Annotated in this window: 17 protein-coding genes, 1 other RNA gene and 2 pseudogenes; 6 read left to right on the top strand and 14 right to left on the bottom strand. The window is 39.2% G+C overall.

Annotation, left to right across the window (positions count from 1 at the left end):
• Positions 1-17 precede the first annotated feature (17 nt).
• Entirely contained in the window at positions 18-545 is a 528-nt protein-coding gene (locus MSG93_RS00490) for a GNAT family N-acetyltransferase (protein ID WP_324620634.1), read from the top strand.
• 350 nt (positions 546-895) lie between these two features.
• Complete coding sequence (locus tag MSG93_RS00485) at positions 896-2,407, top strand: hypothetical protein (RefSeq protein WP_324619007.1); 1,512 nt, start codon at positions 896-898, stop codon at positions 2,405-2,407.
• Between the two features lie 162 nt (positions 2,408-2,569).
• Here MSG93_RS00485 and MSG93_RS00480 read toward each other — a convergent pair whose 3' ends face one another.
• The 6 genes from MSG93_RS00480 to MSG93_RS00455 all read right to left on the bottom strand — a co-directional run bounded on the left by MSG93_RS00480 (position 2,570) and on the right by MSG93_RS00455 (position 6,600).
• Entirely contained in the window at positions 2,570-2,797 is a 228-nt protein-coding gene (locus MSG93_RS00480; RefSeq protein WP_324619006.1) for a hypothetical protein, read from the bottom strand.
• 614 nt (positions 2,798-3,411) lie between these two features.
• Positions 3,412-3,750: a hypothetical protein gene (locus tag MSG93_RS00475; protein WP_324619004.1), complete on the bottom strand. Its 339-nt coding sequence runs from the start codon at positions 3,748-3,750 to the stop codon at positions 3,412-3,414.
• A gap of 121 nt (positions 3,751-3,871) precedes the next feature.
• Positions 3,872-4,654 (bottom strand): sulfite exporter TauE/SafE family protein, encoded by a 783-nt coding sequence (locus tag MSG93_RS00470; protein WP_324619002.1) that lies wholly within the window; start codon positions 4,652-4,654, stop codon positions 3,872-3,874.
• A 90-nt stretch (positions 4,655-4,744) separates the two neighbouring features.
• Complete coding sequence (locus tag MSG93_RS00465; protein WP_324619000.1) at positions 4,745-5,086, bottom strand: thioredoxin family protein; 342 nt, start codon at positions 5,084-5,086, stop codon at positions 4,745-4,747.
• A gap of 80 nt (positions 5,087-5,166) precedes the next feature.
• Complete coding sequence (locus MSG93_RS00460) at positions 5,167-5,586, bottom strand: MAPEG family protein (RefSeq protein ID WP_324618998.1); 420 nt, start codon at positions 5,584-5,586, stop codon at positions 5,167-5,169.
• 120 nt (positions 5,587-5,706) lie between these two features.
• Positions 5,707-6,600 (bottom strand): MBL fold metallo-hydrolase, encoded by an 894-nt coding sequence (locus MSG93_RS00455; protein ID WP_324618996.1) that lies wholly within the window; start codon positions 6,598-6,600, stop codon positions 5,707-5,709.
• 110 nt (positions 6,601-6,710) lie between these two features.
• On the opposite strand from MSG93_RS00455, the gene MSG93_RS00450 reads away from it, so the two are divergent.
• The gene (locus MSG93_RS00450; protein WP_324618994.1) at positions 6,711-7,040 is read left to right on the top strand and encodes a metalloregulator ArsR/SmtB family transcription factor; all 330 of its coding nucleotides are present in this window, start codon (positions 6,711-6,713) and stop codon (positions 7,038-7,040) included.
• Between the two features lie 152 nt (positions 7,041-7,192).
• Positions 7,193-7,559: pseudogene (locus MSG93_RS00445) on the top strand (SOS response-associated peptidase family protein); the annotation flags it as partial.
• A gap of 6 nt (positions 7,560-7,565) precedes the next feature.
• Here MSG93_RS00445 and MSG93_RS00440 read toward each other — a convergent pair.
• Positions 7,566-8,198: an FMN-dependent NADH-azoreductase gene (locus tag MSG93_RS00440; protein ID WP_324618992.1), complete on the bottom strand. Its 633-nt coding sequence runs from the start codon at positions 8,196-8,198 to the stop codon at positions 7,566-7,568.
• A 61-nt stretch (positions 8,199-8,259) separates the two neighbouring features.
• Positions 8,260-8,700, bottom strand: coding sequence for a cupin domain-containing protein (locus tag MSG93_RS00435; RefSeq protein WP_324618990.1), 441 nt, complete (start codon positions 8,698-8,700; stop codon positions 8,260-8,262).
• 116 nt (positions 8,701-8,816) lie between these two features.
• Here MSG93_RS00435 and MSG93_RS00430 point away from each other — a divergent pair, with 116 nt between their 5' ends.
• Complete coding sequence (locus MSG93_RS00430) at positions 8,817-9,743, top strand: LysR family transcriptional regulator (protein WP_324618988.1); 927 nt, start codon at positions 8,817-8,819, stop codon at positions 9,741-9,743.
• Positions 9,744-10,089: 346 nt separating this feature from the next.
• Here MSG93_RS00430 and MSG93_RS00425 read toward each other — a convergent pair whose 3' ends face one another.
• The gene (locus MSG93_RS00425; protein ID WP_004655006.1) at positions 10,090-10,698 is read right to left on the bottom strand and encodes a TetR/AcrR family transcriptional regulator; all 609 of its coding nucleotides are present in this window, start codon (positions 10,696-10,698) and stop codon (positions 10,090-10,092) included.
• Positions 10,699-10,765: 67 nt separating this feature from the next.
• Positions 10,766-12,151, bottom strand: a complete 1,386-nt coding sequence (locus MSG93_RS00420) for a hypothetical protein (RefSeq protein WP_324618985.1) — start codon at positions 12,149-12,151, stop codon at positions 10,766-10,768.
• 514 nt (positions 12,152-12,665) lie between these two features.
• On the opposite strand from MSG93_RS00420, the gene MSG93_RS00415 reads away from it, so the two are divergent.
• Positions 12,666-13,697, top strand: a complete 1,032-nt coding sequence (locus MSG93_RS00415; RefSeq protein ID WP_324618983.1) for a helix-turn-helix domain-containing protein — start codon at positions 12,666-12,668, stop codon at positions 13,695-13,697.
• A 15-nt stretch (positions 13,698-13,712) separates the two neighbouring features.
• Here the strand turns inward: MSG93_RS00415 and MSG93_RS00410 are convergent, their stop codons facing one another.
• The 4 genes and pseudogenes from MSG93_RS00410 to ggt all read right to left on the bottom strand — a co-directional run bounded on the left by MSG93_RS00410 (position 13,713) and on the right by ggt (position 18,128).
• Positions 13,713-15,134, bottom strand: coding sequence for a hypothetical protein (locus tag MSG93_RS00410; protein WP_324618981.1), 1,422 nt, complete (start codon positions 15,132-15,134; stop codon positions 13,713-13,715).
• Between the two features lie 124 nt (positions 15,135-15,258).
• Positions 15,259-15,452: pseudogene (locus MSG93_RS00405) on the bottom strand (hydrolase or metal-binding protein); the annotation flags it as partial.
• Positions 15,453-15,615: 163 nt separating this feature from the next.
• Positions 15,616-15,975, bottom strand: a transfer-messenger RNA (tmRNA) gene (ssrA, locus tag MSG93_RS00400).
• Positions 15,976-16,133: 158 nt separating this feature from the next.
• Positions 16,134-18,128 (bottom strand): gamma-glutamyltransferase, encoded by a 1,995-nt coding sequence (ggt, locus tag MSG93_RS00395; RefSeq protein ID WP_324618979.1) that lies wholly within the window; start codon positions 18,126-18,128, stop codon positions 16,134-16,136.
• Between the last annotated feature and the right edge of the window lie 248 nt (positions 18,129-18,376).

Below are 18,376 nucleotides of genomic sequence, written 5' to 3'. Positions count from 1 at the left end.
AGGAAAACACTATCACTATTATTCTAAGACCGCTTCAATATTCAGAAATTGACTTGATCTGGCAACAGATTAATCGGCGAGAACTGATCACCCAAAATTATGTCAAACAACAGACATTACAACTGATGGACTGCTTTTATGATGTACAACATTGGGATGCTTACCATCTACAAAATGATCCGCAGAAATTAAAACAGCTCTACCATGAGCATGCCGCATTCATCGGAGCTTTTAACCTGCAAGCAAGACTGGTCGGCATTTGCGTGGTCTCGAATCAACACATTCAAGATTACCCCGAAGCCAGACTTCTGCACTACTTTTATGTTGATGCCGATCAGCAAGGCCAAGGCATAGGTGCGCAACTCATGCAAGCAGCAATAAACACTGCAATAGAACTGGGTGGAAACGAGCTGTATATTTCTGCAACGCCTAGCAAACGAACCGTTGATTTTTATCTAAAACATGGCGCAGAAGTATTGGATAAACCCGATCAGCAGCTATGGCAACTCGAGCCTGAAGATATTCATTTGCTATGCAAGATTTAAAGGGATTTAAGTAATCATGTCCTGCATGAACTTCAGCCAAAATATGATGTGTGATTTACTCTAAACAGACAGTTAAAAGTGTTTGTAGCCCCTCCAAAGTAACATTTTACCTATCTGGGACAAACAGAATTAAGCCAAATTCTGCACCTAAACCACTGTAATTACTATTTTTAATGTGTGATCTGGTCTTTTTTCTCCATTTTATGTTGTTCCAAAATCGTGATGAATTGCCCTATTTCCGCTATTTTTAATTTCATCATTTCGACTTATGCTGGAAACATAAATATGGATGAGACAAAGAGTCCCTCTACTTTTTTGAATTTTAGCATTCAGTAGATTGGAGCAGCGCATTGAGTAATAAATCATCGTCAAATATGGATGGAATACAATTTCCGATTCAATCTGGCAAAAACAAGCCCAGCACAACAGCCACCGCAAAGAATATCTTATATGCCGCACTGAAAAGTGTCGATTCACCTTATGCCTCTGAATTAACAGCTGAAAAGAACTGGAGAAAGAAATATCCGGTTTATTTTGAAGAACTGGTGAAAACAGGTATTCGTTCTGTTCAACATCCTCTACGGATTGCCCAACACGGGCTGGAGAGTGCGAAAAAGTCCTTTAATTTTCATCGTGCTGGTCAGCAAAGTTCTTTAGAACAGGCCATGGCCGTTTTTAAAGACCAGCCTTTTGAAAGCTATGTGCTCAAAGGAACAGGCGACCCTAGCATTGAACCCTGGTTTATCCCCTTTAAAGGGCAAAAACTGCAAGGCCAAGCCTTACTCAAGCAGATTGAGTGCTGGGAACAGCAACACATTATCGAACCTAGTCATGCCAAAGCCCTACGCCTGTTACAGGCTCATCCTGAGTGGTTTGACTTGTCTTCACGTACCATGGTGCTGTTCGGTGCAGCCTCAGAAGCCGGGCCTTTAAGCTGGTTAGCAAAATGGCGTGCCAATATTGTCGCGATTGATTTACCGAATCCAAAAATCTGGCAAAAAATTACCAGCACCATTCAACAAGGCAATGCCACGCTTATTGCACCCCAAATGACCTCGGAAAATGGTGAAAAGCAGCTCGGTGCAAATCTCCTGACTCAAACGCCGGAGATTGCGAACTGGTTAACTACATTTGAGCAAAGCTTAGATCTGGCTGGGATTGCGTATCTGGATGGTGAGAAACATGTGCGTGTTTCAATTGCCATGATCAGCATCATGGAACAGGTGAGTCGTCAAAAAGCAGATAGCAGTATCATGTTTATGCTAACGCCTACTGATATTTATGCCATCCCAGCATCGGTTGTACAGTCGATCCAGCAAAAAATTAAGCAGCGTCCACTGCTTGAAAAGTTACTAACCAAATCGATTCACAATATTTCCTTAAGACATTTTTTTAAGTCGAATATTGAGCAGCTGATTGAATCGGATAATGGCCAAAAATATGGTATTTCCGATTGTATGGTGATTGAGCAAGGGCCCAACTATGCCCTCGCGAAACGCCTGCAACAGTGGTTTGCCATTTGTAGCCGCGCGCGTGGTCAAAAAACAGTGATCAATATTGCGCCCTCTACCACCACCCATTCGGTGGTGAAGAATCCGATCCTGAAAGCGGCTTTTTCAGGTGCAGATCTGTTTAAGGTCGAAACCTTTAGTCCCGAAACCACAAATGCGATTATGGCTGCGCTGTGGGTACATGATTTAAATAATCCAGAGAGTGCGACCAATCCTGAAACACAGCTCGAACATCCTTTACAGCTGATTATGGAAAATGCCAATCATGGCGGTCTGTGGCATGTACCTTATCTAGCGAGAACTGCACTCCCCTTTGCTGCGGCCTATGGCTGGGTGAGAGAGAAGTTTTAGTTTATTTTAATAGAATAATATAACTTCTTGGTTTTATTGCTTTAGTAAATAACCAAACTTAAAAAGAGAGCTGATAGAGGCTCTCTTTTTTATGTGTTTTATATTTATGATGAACTTCAAAAACCGAATACAATAAAATTTCAATTTAAAGCTGATTTTTAATTAAATGAGATGAGCAATATTATCAAGTTCAGGATCTACTTTTGATGCATTCGAGCAGCCAGTGAAAGATAAAGCAATGATTACAACCAAAATAAACCTTCTCATTTTAAACCCTTTATAGCTTAAATAGAGTTCATTGATAAAATCAACAACCCAACCTATCCACCTTAAAACTGAAATAAAATTAGCATAGTAAATTAATGAACAATTGACATTAATCTCTACCATTCATCATTTCATGCCAAATCATTAGTAAAAATTATTGAGAAGTTAAAGGGCATCTATATACATCAAGTTCTAACTCCGGTATTGGTTTTATTTAATTTATCCAGAATCAAAACATCAACATAAGTTACTAATATTTATTATTTTTTAATTACAAACCCTCTTAAAGAATCAAAATACTCGAAAGCTATATTTTATGATTTGTCCTGTGACTGGGAAATCTTTCTTTGATGAGCAACTACCTCGCAACAGACTTATTACTGCTTTAAAAGGTTGCGGTATTCGTCCCTATACTGCTGACGATAAATGCTACAGATAAGTGGCTATGATGCTGAGGGATTGAACAGCATGTTTGTATCCAACCAGAGGGGACATTGCTTAGAGATGATGATGAAACACGATGCAAAGTAGAAACACGGCGATAAGAACAAGATAGAGATGGGGAAACTGACAACAGACTAAAGTTGTCAAAAACCTGTCAAAGCAAACAGGCACCTAATTAGGTGCCTGTTTTTTATTGCAAATTTTGGTGGAGATAGCGGGAGTTGAGTTACACAAATAAATTATTGTTTTATTTATGGAAAATATAAAATTTATCCAATTTTCCCTTTATCGTTTTAACCTACTTTTATGCTGGTTTCACTTAAATAAGCTTTCTTCGAAGACTTATTCCATAAACACAGCTCTTGACCCGTTTTGTTTTTCATATGTGCTTGAGGATATTTCCCTTGAATCAACAGTGCAGAATATCCGACACGATCATCAAACAACATGATATTGCTCATTACCTTGGCATTCTTAAGTTGACTGGCTTTTATACACGCCGTTTTGATTTCCTGATCATGCTTGTTCCATGCCTGCTCCGAGCTGGCAAAAGTCACACTTGTCACAACTGAACTTGCTACAAAACCGAAAATAGAAAGATACCTTAAAAAGATACGATGCTTCACTGCCATGATCATTGTCCTACTAATTCGAGAGTCTGGCTCTATACTGAAACAATCTTATAAGAGAATCTAGCAATCTATACATGTTTTAACAGCATATAGTCAGGATAAAACATAGCTTTATTTGCCCTCAACTTTGTTTAATTGAATAAATAAGATAGCTGGCAACAAAGATTAGGGCGATTGCAAAAATAGTTTGAACTTTCTGAATGCTGACAAATGTCATGATCTTTCGTCCAATCAACATTCCCAATATACAGGCCAGCACAAAACTTAATGTAACGTTAGCCGGATAATGGAAACCCTCAAGGATATTAATTGTAATACTAATGCCTCCGATGAGAAAAATGACCATCAATGAGGTTGCTACAATACTTTTCATATCCAGATCAGTGGTTTTACGCAATCCAGGGACAATCACAAAACCGCCGCCAACACCCAGTAATCCAGTCATGAGTCCAGCTACAAGACCAATCCCGCCCAGTATTGTGGCGGCTCTAAAGTTCCAGATAAACCGTCCAGTGGCTTGATCTACTTTACAAGGTGCATTCTCAAAATCACTTATTTTATTTGATAGAAGACGATAGGCAATCCAGAACATAATCAGGCTAAAACCTAATGTAAGCCATAAAGCAGGAATCTCTTTCGCAAGATAGAGACCATATTTTGCTGCAGGAATACTTATCAAGGCAATCCATAAAGCAGCTTTATAACGGACGATCTGCTTTATAAGCCCCTGTAGCATACCGATGCACGCTGATAAGGTGACCGCAAGTAAGCCTATCGGTGCGGCTTGCGCGACACTCCATCCCTGACTGGTCATTAAGACAGGAACAGCTAAAATACCTCCACCTGCACCCGTCAGGCCCAGTAAACAACCAATCAATAAACCTTCTAAAACCAATATCCACATGTCGATATTTTCCCGGCAAATATTATTGCAATTTACGCTTTTAGCGAACGGCTAACGTTGTAATTAAACCGATAGCTAATCAAAAAAATTTCAAACTTTTAGCTCATGTTTTAAGTGCGCAATAAGCTGACTGACCGTGCTCTCGCCTGCAATCACAGTCACTAGTTCAGATCTCTTGAAAAGCGCAATCGATGGTACGGATTTAATGGCATATTGCTGTGCTAAGCTTGGTGATTGTGCAATATCAACAGCACCAAACAGGATTCCCTGTGTACCCATTTCATCTGCAACCTGCTGAAAAATCGGTTTCATATTTTTACAGGGTTGACACCAAGATGCTGAAAACAGAATGACTGCTGCTTTTTCTTGATGAGGTCTATCAGTAACCAAAGTTGAAAAATTATCTAAGGTCAATAAGTTGATTTCATTCATCAATAAAACTCTCCTACCTTCAGACAATGTGCAATTCAAATCATCCTCTGGATCGCACATTGAAGTGTTTAAACAACTCATCAAAGCTTGAGTACGATATAAATTCCCATCCAAATCATGGCAACAATTTGAGTGAAGAAGAAGATAAAGCGCCAAGTTGCAACCCGATCAGTTTGAATAAGACAAATATGGATAAGGCTTTGAGCAATACGTGCAATCAATATGGCCAGCGCTAAATTATTTAAAACTGCGCCATGAAGATCTAAGGCATTGATAGAAATAACGATAGCCGCAAATACAGGGAGATTTTCAATACAATTTCGATGTGCTGCCATTGCTCGCTGATACCAGTCACTCCCTTGTGGTTGATTTGCTTGCCATTCGCTCACCGTGGCACGACCAGTAAGAATGCGAGACCAGCGATAAACTCCTACCGTGCTAAACAAGATCAGCAATGTCCATCCAGCAAAAGCGAGTAGTACCCATGTTGGTGTATTCATAACCAAGTTTCCAATTTTTAGGCAAAGTGACACCACGCTCATTGCAGGCAATAACAAGAGAACGGGATCAAGAAGATTGAGTTAGATGAAATTAGTCAGTGTTTTACTGACTTTAGATCCTTAAAAAGACAAAGGCACTTTTAAATACTGTCGCCCATTGGATTCTGCTTCAGGAAAATATCCAGCACGGATATTAACTTGAATGGCCGGAATCAACAGCTTTGGCGGAGCCAAACCGGCATCACGTTGCTGGCGCATCTGAATAAAAGCGTCTTCAGAAATAGCCTGATTCACATGTATGTTATCCATACGTGTTTCTGCTACGGTCGTTTCCCAGGCAAAATATGGACGCTTTGGCGTCATATAGTCGTGACACATAAATAGACGGGTGTCTGGTGGAAGTTCCAATAATTTCTGTATCGAGCGATATAGGATTTGCGCGCTTCCGCCTGAAAAATCTGTTCGTGCTGTCCCATAATCAGGCATAAACAAGGTATCTCCTACGAATACAGCATTACCGATTCGATAGGAAACGCATGCAGGGGTGTGACCCGGTGTATGTAATACTTCAACAGTTAAATGCCCGAGCATAAAGCTGTCTCCATCTCGCAATAAACGGTCAAACTCCCTGCCCTCACCAGAAACATCATCAAGATTAAATTGAGACTTAAACAATAATTGAACTTCTTTAATATGCTCACCAATCGCAATTAGAGCACCGGTCAACTTTTTGACGTAAGGTGCAGCACTCAAATGGTCTGCATGCGCATGTGTTTCCAATACCCAAACGATTTTTAAAGCTTGCTCATCCGCTGCATCTAATATTTGATCAATAGACTGAGTACGGATATTTCCTGTGAAATGATCATAATTAAGAACAGGATCAATAATCGCAGCGAAATGAGTTTCGGGATCAGAAACAAGATAAGTCACGGTATGACTTTCAGTATGAAGAAAAGCTTGTATGTTTACTGCACGCTCCATCAGGTAGCCTCCACGAACGATGAATTGCATTATATTATGTTTTTATAATTTATCAATATCTAATTTATACTTTACTAATATACAATTTTAAATGTTGTTATCCGCTATAATTAAGCATTAATTACTGATATGAGGTTGATATGACGCTGAGTTCCTCACATGCGAATGATCTTTTTTTAGTTGAAGGTACGCAAAAAGCATCAAGTCTTTTAAAGGCGATTAGTAATGAACATCGGCTTTTAGTGTTATGTTTGTTGATTGAGCAGGGAGAAATGACCGTAGGTGAAATACAGCAAAGAGTCACGATTAGTCAATCCTCGCTATCTCAACATTTAGCCAAAATGCGTGAAGAAGGCTTGGTGGCTTATCGTCGTGAATCACAAACTTTACATTATCGAATTGATAATCCTGATGTTGAAAAAATTATTGCATTACTTAAAACAATTTTTAATCCATTGCCTAGTAATTAAATTTTGTAATTTTTTACAATCCCTTATGATATTTTTAATCTTTAACCAAATCGAATATAACAATGAGTTAAATGCATGAAATTCCCCTTTTTATAGAGGACTGCATGGCAAAAACAAATTCTTTACAGGGCTTGATCAAATTCTAGCATCTGATCTTTAGAGATCATTTCAGTAGTAATCTTGAATGCGCGTTAGTAAGTTGTGCCAACAGTGAAGCGATTGCCAAAAGCCGAGCTCACTTGCTCAATCTTCTTGAGCCAACATTCAACTCTAAAGCTGATTTATATCTCGGTTACGGCCGCCCTATCCTCATCGCAACCGAGCACCGCATTAAATGGCGATCTGCCCGCTTTGGTTTGGTACCAAATTAGGCAGATGACCTAAAGCAAGTTCGTAACACATAACGCTAGATTTGAAACAGTTGCTTCCAAGCCAAACTTCCGCCATGCTTGGACAAAGAATCAATTTTGCTTAATCCCTGTCGAAACGAACTGTGAAGCAAAGTATATCGAAGCTAAATATTGATTATTGGCAGAAATTAACCAGCTGAGAATCAATACGTTCGAACCCTTCCTTTAATACATCACTTTCTGAACGAAGTGCAGTTCCCTGAGCTCTAGCGATATAGAAGGTGTTAAAACCCATAATATTAGTAAACATCTCTCTTAAATACATTTGGCTAAATTCTAGGGGAGTATAACGTTCATTTTCCACATAGATGCCCCCACTGGATTGTAATAGAAAGATCTTACGGTCATCCGTCATCAAGCCAATGGAACCATTTTCAGTGTATCGAAAAGTTTCCCGAGCTATTAAAATATTATCCATATAATCTTTTAATTTTGCAGTGATATTAAAATTGTGCATAGGCATTGCAATGACAATACGGTGATGAGCCTTAAACTGTACTAAAATTTGCTTCATTCTAAGCATAAGGCTTTGTTCTAAATCATCTAATTTTAAACCAGCGATTTGTTTAGAAAAAAGATTTAATACACTTTCATCTAAAGAAGGTATATCTATTTCAGATAAGTTAATGATTGTCATTTTTTCATTTGGGTTCAATCTTTGCCACTGTTCTATAAAATAGTTTTGCATTTTCTGCGTATAACTTGAAGAGTGCGGCTTTGGATGAGCATTGATCAATAAGGTCGCCATTGGTTTTTTCCTATAAGAACCAGTTAATTAAGTGAAGAAAAAAGCTGCTTGAATCTTATGGTTACGGTTTCCCATTGGTTAGATTTACTTTAGCTTCTGGAACAACGAGTTCTTGATTCCCCTCTGAAAGCAACCATGCAACGATAGTGGCTGGTTCAGTTAGGCTGGCGTTTCTGCTTACACTATGAATATCAGATGGAGATTCATACCACCCTTCACCTTCATGATAAATTTTTGTTTTTCCTGAGTTTAGACCTATTTCTACAGCACCTTTTACAACAACCGCAAAAACATGCTTTGGATGTCTGTGTGCACCTGAATAGCCTCCAGGAGCATAATCTACTCGTAATGCTGTAGCTTTAGTGGAGCTTGTTTGCGGCAATTGTACAGCGGTAATTGGAGTAACGACTTCTCCCTTTCCACCTGTATCTTGAATGTCATGAGCTATTGCTAACTGGCTTGCTAACATTATTGTAGTTAAAAGTACGGCTACCTTTTTCATAGCTTACCTCGGGTTGGTTTATGACTATACAAACATTATAGTTATTTCAATTATGAGCAAAAATATAGATAATAAGGTTTATCTATACGATTTCTCGGTTAATTAAGAGCACTTATATGGCGTTTGATAAATTAGAAGTTATGCGTGCGTTTTGTCGCATCGTTGAAACCGGGAATTTTAAAAAAGCTTCAGATACTTTGAATATCGCCTCGACTACACTTTCAGGGCAAATCCAAAGTCTTGAAACATATCTTGGAATTAAATTACTCCACCGCACTACTCGAAAAGTATTCCCCACAGTAGATGGCCTACAATATTATCGACAGATTTTGCCGCTTTTAGATGAACTTGATGAGATCAATCAAGAAATACAGCAGCAGCATAGTATTTCTGGTTTACTTAAACTCGAGTTACCATCACCTGTCGCAGATTTTCTTATTGTGCCGAACTTGCCCTCTTTTTTAGCCAAATATCCACAATTACGCGTTGAAATCGGTAGTAGTGAACGAATAAGCGATTTAATGACTGAAGGTGTTGATTGCGCCGTGCGTGGCGGTGTAATTACTGATGATAATTTAGTCGCAAAAATGATAGGGAAAATGCCTTTTTGCTTGTGTGCTACAGCCAATTATTTACAGCTTCATCCACCAATTCATACTGTACAAGATCTTCAAAAACATGATTATCTTGCCTTTAAATTTGCTTCTACAGGTAAAATTGCTAAAGTCATAGTTGATGATACGTCCAAGACTCAAGTTATCGATGGCCATTTATTTCATGGCTCACCAAAGCAGACCTACAACAACGCTCAAACTTATTACCAAGCTATATTAGCGGGATTAGGCATCGGTTATGTACCACTCGCTTTTGCTATGCCATATCTCAAAAAGGGTGATTTGGTAGAAGTATTGACAGATTATCCACTGCAAGCCATGCCTATTAGTTTTGTATATTATTATTCTGGTTACATACCCAAGCGTGTAAAGGTTTTCCGTGAATGGTTGGATGAATTGATTTTAGAGCATCCACTTTGGCAAATATGAGCTAAAAATATCGAGCTTCTAGGTCTTAACCTTCTTTAGACTCAGCCTGAACTGATCAAAAATATTTTAGATGATTGCAATAAATATATTTAAAATCAAATAGTTGAATTACAAAAATCAAATCCATCCGGTAGAATAAATTTGCGTAGGGCTTTTTTCTCTTAGAGTGAGTTGTAATCGTAAGCGTGACAATAGCTCATATATAAGTGCTATTTAAAGTTATTGATGAACTGGCTGTGACAAGTTATAGCTCACGGAAAATGACCCAAAGCTCTCTTTTAACTCAATATGAGTCCATTATTCTTAGACGGTTCAATTTACTTTAAATTATCTTAATTTTAGCAATCTATTTTTGATGTAAGCTATGGATCAACCCACCTTCAATAAAGTTCTTCAAATATTTCCCTATTTCTTTGCGATCTTTGATTTTTGTCGGCCAGAAATTCTCGATCCCAACATCACTGACAATATTGATAAGCGTATTAAAAGTGAATAAGATTTTTAAGGAAATTTCGTCTGGATTGGCTTGTGGTAAGGCCTTACAAATCAGATCTACAGCAATAATTGAAGCAGGTCCTACCTTTTTGGATACCCAAATACGTCCTTCATCGCCAGCACTAATCACTTTTGAAAAGAACTTTAATTTCATGACACCATTTTCTTCTAAAAGCATTTTAATCATGGGTGTCATTAAAGCGTCGATAACCTCGCTAACTTGTACAGTATCCTCATCAATTTGTTGAATAAGGTATTCAACTTCATGAACATACGAGTCAAGAATATGATCAAGTGCAGCCTCAACAAGACCAGACTTTGATTTAAAGTGATAGTACAGTGCAGATTTATTAGAAACTTTTGCCATTTCATTAATTTTTTGTACAGACAGACTCTCGATATTATTTTCAGAATAGAGTTGGATAGCTGCTTTAATTAACTTAAGTTTAGTTGAGTTCATATTTACAACACATAAAAAATTAAAGTTAGAAGCCCATCCTATGACCGGCTTCTAACTTGCTTACTGTTTAATTTAGAGTTTGACAGCCTAATGCTTCAACATCTTCTTTTGAAGTATAGGTTATGTCTGGTAAATAATCACCCATAACAGACTTTTCATCCCCCCAAACTTTTGTATTCTGAATTGCTTGATCAAAGTGAGGATAAGGTAGAAGGTTTCGCATGATAAGGAAGCCTAAATCAGTATGACCTTTTTCTTCAGCATCAGCCCCGGTGTAGCCATCGCCACGCTCACTCAATGGCAGGTAAGAAATACCACATTCATCTTTTGCATTTGCAGGTCGATCTTCTGGTCTGGATACAACAATGGTGTAATACCCATCTTTATCCTTATGTTTAATCTGCTCATCATATATACAGAAGTTTGTCGCTGTGCTGATCAACTCATTGGTACAAATGGATAGATAACGCAGATCACCTTTAGCCAGAATAGGTTCATTATTGGTAGTAGGAGCAATTTGAGGAAGCTTACCTTTAAGTACAACAACCTTACCTAGTTTTCGGCTAATCACCGAATAGGTATATTCATTGTCAGGTGTTGCCCATTGATTTACTTTGCGCTCAGTTTTAAAGCCCTCACATTGATCAATCTTGTATTTATAGATACAACTAATATTTGCAGGGCCATTATACGCCGTATACCAGGTTGGTACTTGCTGGGCTGGGAAACCGACATAAGGTTGTTTATTGTACAAGGCCAATGAGGTTTCAAGTGGCACCGATAAAACTTTATCCAAGGCTTTTTTCTTGACCTTTAAGACGTTACATACCTCAGATCCTGTTTTTGATTCACCATTGGCTAACTGCACCTTAAATCGTGGGAATGACGCCCCTGCTTTGGCATTAAAGCCTTTATTTGGAACATAAATACGATAAATCAATGCAACGTCATTTGTATCTGTTTTTGGGGCATACAAAGTATTTTCTTGAGGAGTGGCAGGCAGATCACCTAAAACCAGCTCTGCTTTATATCCACGATCCTTACTGAGACGATTATTACCCGGAATAAAAGGATTAACCGATCCAGCATTTGGCTTAATCTGGGCATCTAGCAAAGAGTTAACACGCTCACCTTTGGATGTATAACTGACAAGTGAAGTATGACGGGCATATGGATAGTCACCTTCAATTAAGATTTTTGCTCCTTCAGGTACCGTAAACTCACTTGACCAATAAGTTACATTAGAGTCAGGAAAGGCATAATTCATTGGATTGGCCCCTCCTGTTCCATCTTGGCTTGTTGCTGAATCTTGCCACATACAATCTGTTAATTCTGCTTTCGGATTCTCGACCACAGTTTTCGAACCATCTGAATTATCATTACATGCTGATAAGGCTAAGCCACTCATCACCGTGAACAGCAGTATATTCAATTTTTTTGTTTTTAAAATCATCCCTTATTTCCTCTTTTTCCTTAAATGCAGAAATTAATCCAAATGGACTAATTGATGTTAGTTAAAAAATATACAAAGGTCAATCATTATGAAAAAAAGCATTTTTTAAGAAAAACTGGAATTTAAAAGGAATTCAGTATTTGTGGTAAGTTCTCATTTTCAGTGGTTGCTCTGTCTCTTTGTTGAGATTATGAAAACCCATCAATCACTGACTTTGCCAAGAGACCTCTGGATTAAAAGCCGAATTTATATTTATAAAAATTCTCAAATATAACACCCCCCTATTTCTAACCTCCACTTAAAGCTTATTTTGTAGGTCCTTTCACACTATGATGATAAAAAAACATCCCTATAAAACGTTGCTGCTCTGCTCATCAACCCGAATGCTAAGCCAAATATTAAAATCAAATAAACTATTGATATTTTTTATTTTATTTAAATTATTTTTATTGGGATCTGTTTTTTATATTGATTAATAGATAATCTATTACTTTCACAAATACATATTTTAAATATGAAAAAAGGATTTAGTGTTCATAAGTACGTCGTTTCAAATAATAGAAAAGGATTCTATTTATGGACAATTAAAAGTGGCAAGCATGAGCTATTCGAATCAATTTCAAAAGAATGGGCCTCACTGGACAGTTTTCCTGGTGATCGTATTCCACTAGAGATAGTAAGCAATGAAATAAATAAAATGGCCACTTTAGCCAATGAGCCCAATTTAGGCCTAGAAGTTATCGCAAGTGGGGACGTTACGCAGTCACCATTATATAAAGTTATGAGTATCTCACTCGGGCCAATTTTGAATAAGAACATTAGCTTACCTTTTATTTTTATTGTCCGTTTAGTCGTACACTATTTCAAAATATTGACAGAAGTTGTCTCAATTGAGTTGCAAGAAAATCAAGATAAAATCAGTCTTATATTTAAGCCCAATTTACCTGAAATCTTTAGTTATCATCAAATTGAAGGCGCCATGTTCGGCGTAGCGAGACTTATAGCCAAATTGCAAAAATATTGGCCTCATCAAATTGAGTTCCAACACAAACCTCAACCTGTCAATTTAAATATCTATCTCAAGACCTTTAGAGGATATCCACTATTTGAAAAACAGGATAATAAACTCATTTACAATGCGACTGCTTATACTGTTATGAATGTATCCATATTTATCAATCCTTTTATAAACTCTATAGAAAATCAGTTTCCTGAAGTTTCCTACAAGGAAAAAATCAGTTTAATTCTGTGTACGACACTGGGTGTGCTTACGCCTAATATTAAACATATAGCCATGTCCATGAATCTTAGTGTCAAGACACTTCAAAGAAGATTAAAGGATGAAGATACGAGCTTTAATGAAATTCTTTTGGAAGAAAGAAAAAAAAGAGTAATCGAATACCTAAAGACTCAGCAATTTACTTCTCAACACATGAGTACACTACTAGGTTATAAAGCTAAAAGTCAGTTCCTAAAAGCTTTCCAGACTTGGTTTGGTATGACTCCAAAAGAATACAAGACGAGATTTTTAAATCCCGTCTTGTAATATAGCCATCTATCTCTAGAAGTTTAACTTTTGGTAAGCATTACATCCTAAAGCTTCGAACTCGGCTTTTGTATAGTAGCGAGCTTGTGGCAAGTATTCGCCCATTACAGCACTTTCATCACCAGGAGTTTTGGTATTTTGAATCGCATTTTGGAAATTGCTTGCAGGCAGCATATTACGGATAATAATCCTTGCGTCATTTTTATTATCTTGACGTCCCTCAGCAAGTGAGAAACCGTCTCCATTTTCAGGCCATTTTAAGAAGTCAACACCACACTCTTTTGTTGCATTACTTGGGCGGTCACTCTCTAAACCAGTCACAATTGTATATTTCCCATCAGGATTAATCGAAGTATTTTCATCGAATAAACAATCTGTCACTTTCTGTGAGTAGTATTCATTTTGACATATCGACCAGTAACGAAGCTGTGCCTTCTTACTATCAAAACGATCTTCCCCATCCCATGTTTTTGGCACTTTAGGGATTTTTCCTCGAATCACAACAATGGGCTTGATACTACGATCCAAGAAAGTGGATATATACTGATTGTCTAAATTTGCATAGTAAGCCACACTACGAACAGGATTGGTATCGCATATTCCATAGAACTCACATTGAAGTGTAAAGGCACTTGTATAACTTGCCCGCCACACAGGAATTTCTTTAGCCGGGTTATTTTGTCGAGCTTTAGCATAAGTCTCTGCTGGAATAACAGGGATATTCAGTATTTTATTTTCACTATTTAATGCCTTACATGCTTCTTGTCCTGTTAAGACTTGTCCTTGCCTTGTTGTAAGTTCTACTTTTGGTAATTTAACTCCACCAAGTTGATTGTTACCTTTATTTGGCACATACACACGATATAACAATACTGCTGCAGCGCCGTCTTTTGCATAATCATACATGGTATTAGCTGGTCGGCCTTGTACAGCCTCACCCGCAGCAATATTTAACGTATATGAGCGATTTGGGTTATTTCTGACATTGCCATCAACAAAAGGATTTATTCCGTTTGCATCTGGAATAATACTGCTATCACTAATCGCATCTGCTGGGGATGTATCGGATTTATAACTATTAATTGACATATACCGAGCATAAGGGAACTCACCTTTCAATCTGAGTATAGCTCCTTCTGGTAAGGTATATTTTGCACTCCAGTAGGTACTGCCAGTGTCTGGAAAAGCAAAGTTCGTGGCTGGATTTTCTCGTACATAGGGCCCCTGCCAAAAACAATCACTGGATTCAACAGGTGGTGGGATACTTACTACATGATCATTAGAATTATCTCCACATGCGGATAAACCAACCGTAATTAAACAAAGACTTGCGATAAAATTGAATGCCTTATACATATGTCCTCCTAACATTTCATTATTGGCATGTCCTTCACTATAAATAATCTTTTTTTGAAGATAAGAGGTTGTAGCTGACATTTTGCAGGTAAAAGGTCGCATTTAGCGACAAAATAATCTTTTTGGATTAATTATTTTTAAAGTTAAGTGTTATTTGAGAACGATTACACTCCATTTTCAACACTCATTTCAAAGCGTGAACCAACTAATGCAATCCTTTTTGAATATGTTGCACCTCAGTTAAATCAGAGGCTTGTTGATGCGACTTTGATTTTGATTCATCTGTGTAAAACTCTTCAACAATATCCAGCCTCTTTCTCCCATCTCAAAGCTGGCATTGCCATAGCCTTGTCGAGCTACATGATCTAAAGCTTCCTAATAAAACCCTATGGCTTTGCTCTACTCATCTATTTGTTTGGGAGATGATTAAAGATTATGCAAAATGGATGCACGGCGATAAGAACAAGATAGAGATGAGAAAACTCAAGACAGACTAAACCTGTCAAAAACCTGTCAAAGCAAACAGGCACCTAATTAGGTTCCTGTTTTTTATAAAGAATTTTGGTGGAGATGGCGGGAGTTGAACCCGCGTCCGCCAGCATTACGCTCGAGAATACTACATGCTTAGATATCGTCTATTGTTTTAACGCTAAGCGACCCGACGAACAGGGTACTCAGCGCGATCCTCTAGATTTGGTATAGTGTCCCGAGGCTCAACACTATACGGACTTGTGTGCGTGCGCTTCAGTCGGGTTCACTGACCACAAGTATTCAGTGAAGCGGACAAGCTGCCCTTAGGCAGCTAGAGCGTATGATTCGTCGTTTGCGACTATTAAAATGCAAATTTTATTTACGAGAGAAAATGCGCTCTCGGCATGCATCTATGAGTTTCATCACCAGCGTCGAAGCCAGAAACATCCCCAAAGTACAGCGCAATCATAACATAGATCGTTAGAATTTAAATCTTAATTTCTAACCAATCAGCAAAATATACGCTTATTGCTGTATATGGCGACTGCACGACATTTTTCAAGCTACAAATCAAAAAGCTGCCACAGGGACAGCTTTTTTCAATTTGACCTATAGAGCACCATTGCCTAATACAATGCCCTCTCGGCGTGGATCGACACCACCCGCATATTTGCTTTGCTTATCAATATCCACTTTCATTATTGTCGCAATACCGCTGGTTTGTGCCGTATTGGAAATACCATGTCCTTTGGCTTTCAAAGCATCAATCAGTTCAAGTAAGGATAACTGGCTATTTGAACTGTCAATATTGGTATTTGGGCTGTTGGTCGCACCAAAATTCATCAAAGACGTGGCTTGTTGTGCATTCAGGTTCCAGTCCAATGCCCCCACCAGCGTTTTTACCACATATTGAATAATGGTGCCGCCACCCGGTGAACCGGTTGCCATATAAAAATCACCAGGTGCTGTTCCTTTAAACACCAGCGTTGGTGCCATGGTGCTGCGTGGACGCTTACCACCTTCCACCCGATTCGCCAATAATGCACCCGTCTGATCGACCGGATTGGCACTAAAATCGGTTAACTGGTTGGATAACAGGAAACCATCCACCATATGGAATGAACCCATACTCGATTCAACAGTGGAGGTCATCGACACCACATTGCCATAAGCATCGACAATGGTGAATTGAGTGGTGCCATGTTCAACGGTCTTATCTATCCCTGCATTTGAGTTGAATTGACCTGCTGGCGCCACGCCCATGCTTTGATCTGGATTGATCAATCCGGCACGTTGTTTCAGGTAATTTTTATCAATCAAACTGGCGATGCCCTTCGCTGGTAAAGCTACAAAATCAGTGTCTGCCACATATTTATCACGGTCTGCATAGGCCAATCGCTCAGCTTCTGTGACCAGATGCACGCCCATGACATCCGGAATTCCACCTTCATTCTCTGGTTTTTTAGGCGGATATTTACTCATCTCGAAATTTTCTAAAATGCCCAGTGTTTGTGCAACTGCAATCCCACCTGATGATGGCGGTGGCATGGTACACACATAGTACTGATCGCGGTAAGTGGTGCAGATTGGCGTGCGTTTTTTGACTTTATAATCCGCTAAATCCTGTAAGGTCATCAAACTTGGAGTGATGGGTGTCCGAGCTGCATCATCCCCGACCATTTGGCCCGCTTTAGCCACAATATTTTTCGCCATCGGCCCACTATACATGGCCTTTGCCCCTTGGCTCGCAAGTGCTTCCAGAGTTTTGGCATAAGCTTTATTGGTCATGGTCTCACCCACTTTTCGAGGGCTACCATCTGGATAAAAATAGGTTGCGACTGCATTGGCATCCAGTGCCAGATGGTCTGCATTGCTGGCAATTGCATCTGCCAGACGCCCAGGAATACGGAAGCCATGATCGGCAAGTTCAATGGCCTGATCAAAAAGCCGATCCCATTTCAGTTTGCCATGCTCTTGTTGTGCCTGTTCCAGCAAGCGCATGACCCCAGGGACACCAATCGAACGGCCACTACGACGGGCACTCGGTACCGGTGCGGGTGATGCCGGATCATGCAGATCCTGTCGAACCAGATAATATTCATTGGCAGCAGCAGGTGCGGTTTCCCGTCCGTCATAGGCAGTGACCGTTTTGCTTTCTGCATCGTAGTACATCATGAAACCACTGCCTGCAATGGTACTGGATTGCGGTTCTACCAAGCCCAATACCGCCTGTACTGCAACCGCAGCATCCACCGCACTGCCGCCCGCTTTCAAGACTTCACAGCCCGCCTTTACGGCCAATGGCGTGTTGGCGACCACCATATATTTATCGGCATATTTCACCGTATTGTTTAACCGATAGCCCGATGCGCCTTCAGGCGCTGCGGGATCACCATTCTGATCCGAACCGACCACCACACTTGAGCCATCTTCTGCCCGTTTGCTACAGCTACTTGGGTCCTGATCAACGATCAGGTTGGGGGTTGAAGGATGGCCTGTATTTGGATCTGTGCCTGATTGATCTGATGAGGAATCATTCCCACATCCTTGTAATAAACCAGCAGCCAATACGCTGCTCAACCAAAATGAATATCGATGATTCACGTGATAACTCCACTATATGTGTATGCCAATCCATGCAATTTTCATGCGGGCAACTTTGTTCTCAGGGATAAAACTTTTAATCTTTGCTCAAAATAAAATTTTAATAATATTGAATGATTTGGCGCTGACGTTCCTCTACCAGCAATGCTCCTCCCTGTTTTGATTATGTCTTTTCATCATTTGCAGCTGAATTCTGGCATGCCTTGCCTGAATAAAAACAGGCAAAATCTATCAATTCTGGCTTAAGA

Source organism: Acinetobacter sp. IK40 (assembly GCF_035615075.1).
Lineage (GTDB): Bacteria > Pseudomonadota > Gammaproteobacteria > Pseudomonadales > Moraxellaceae > Acinetobacter > Acinetobacter courvalinii.
Note: the sequence above shows the minus strand (reverse complement) of the source record. Positions and strands in the feature narration are given on the sequence as shown.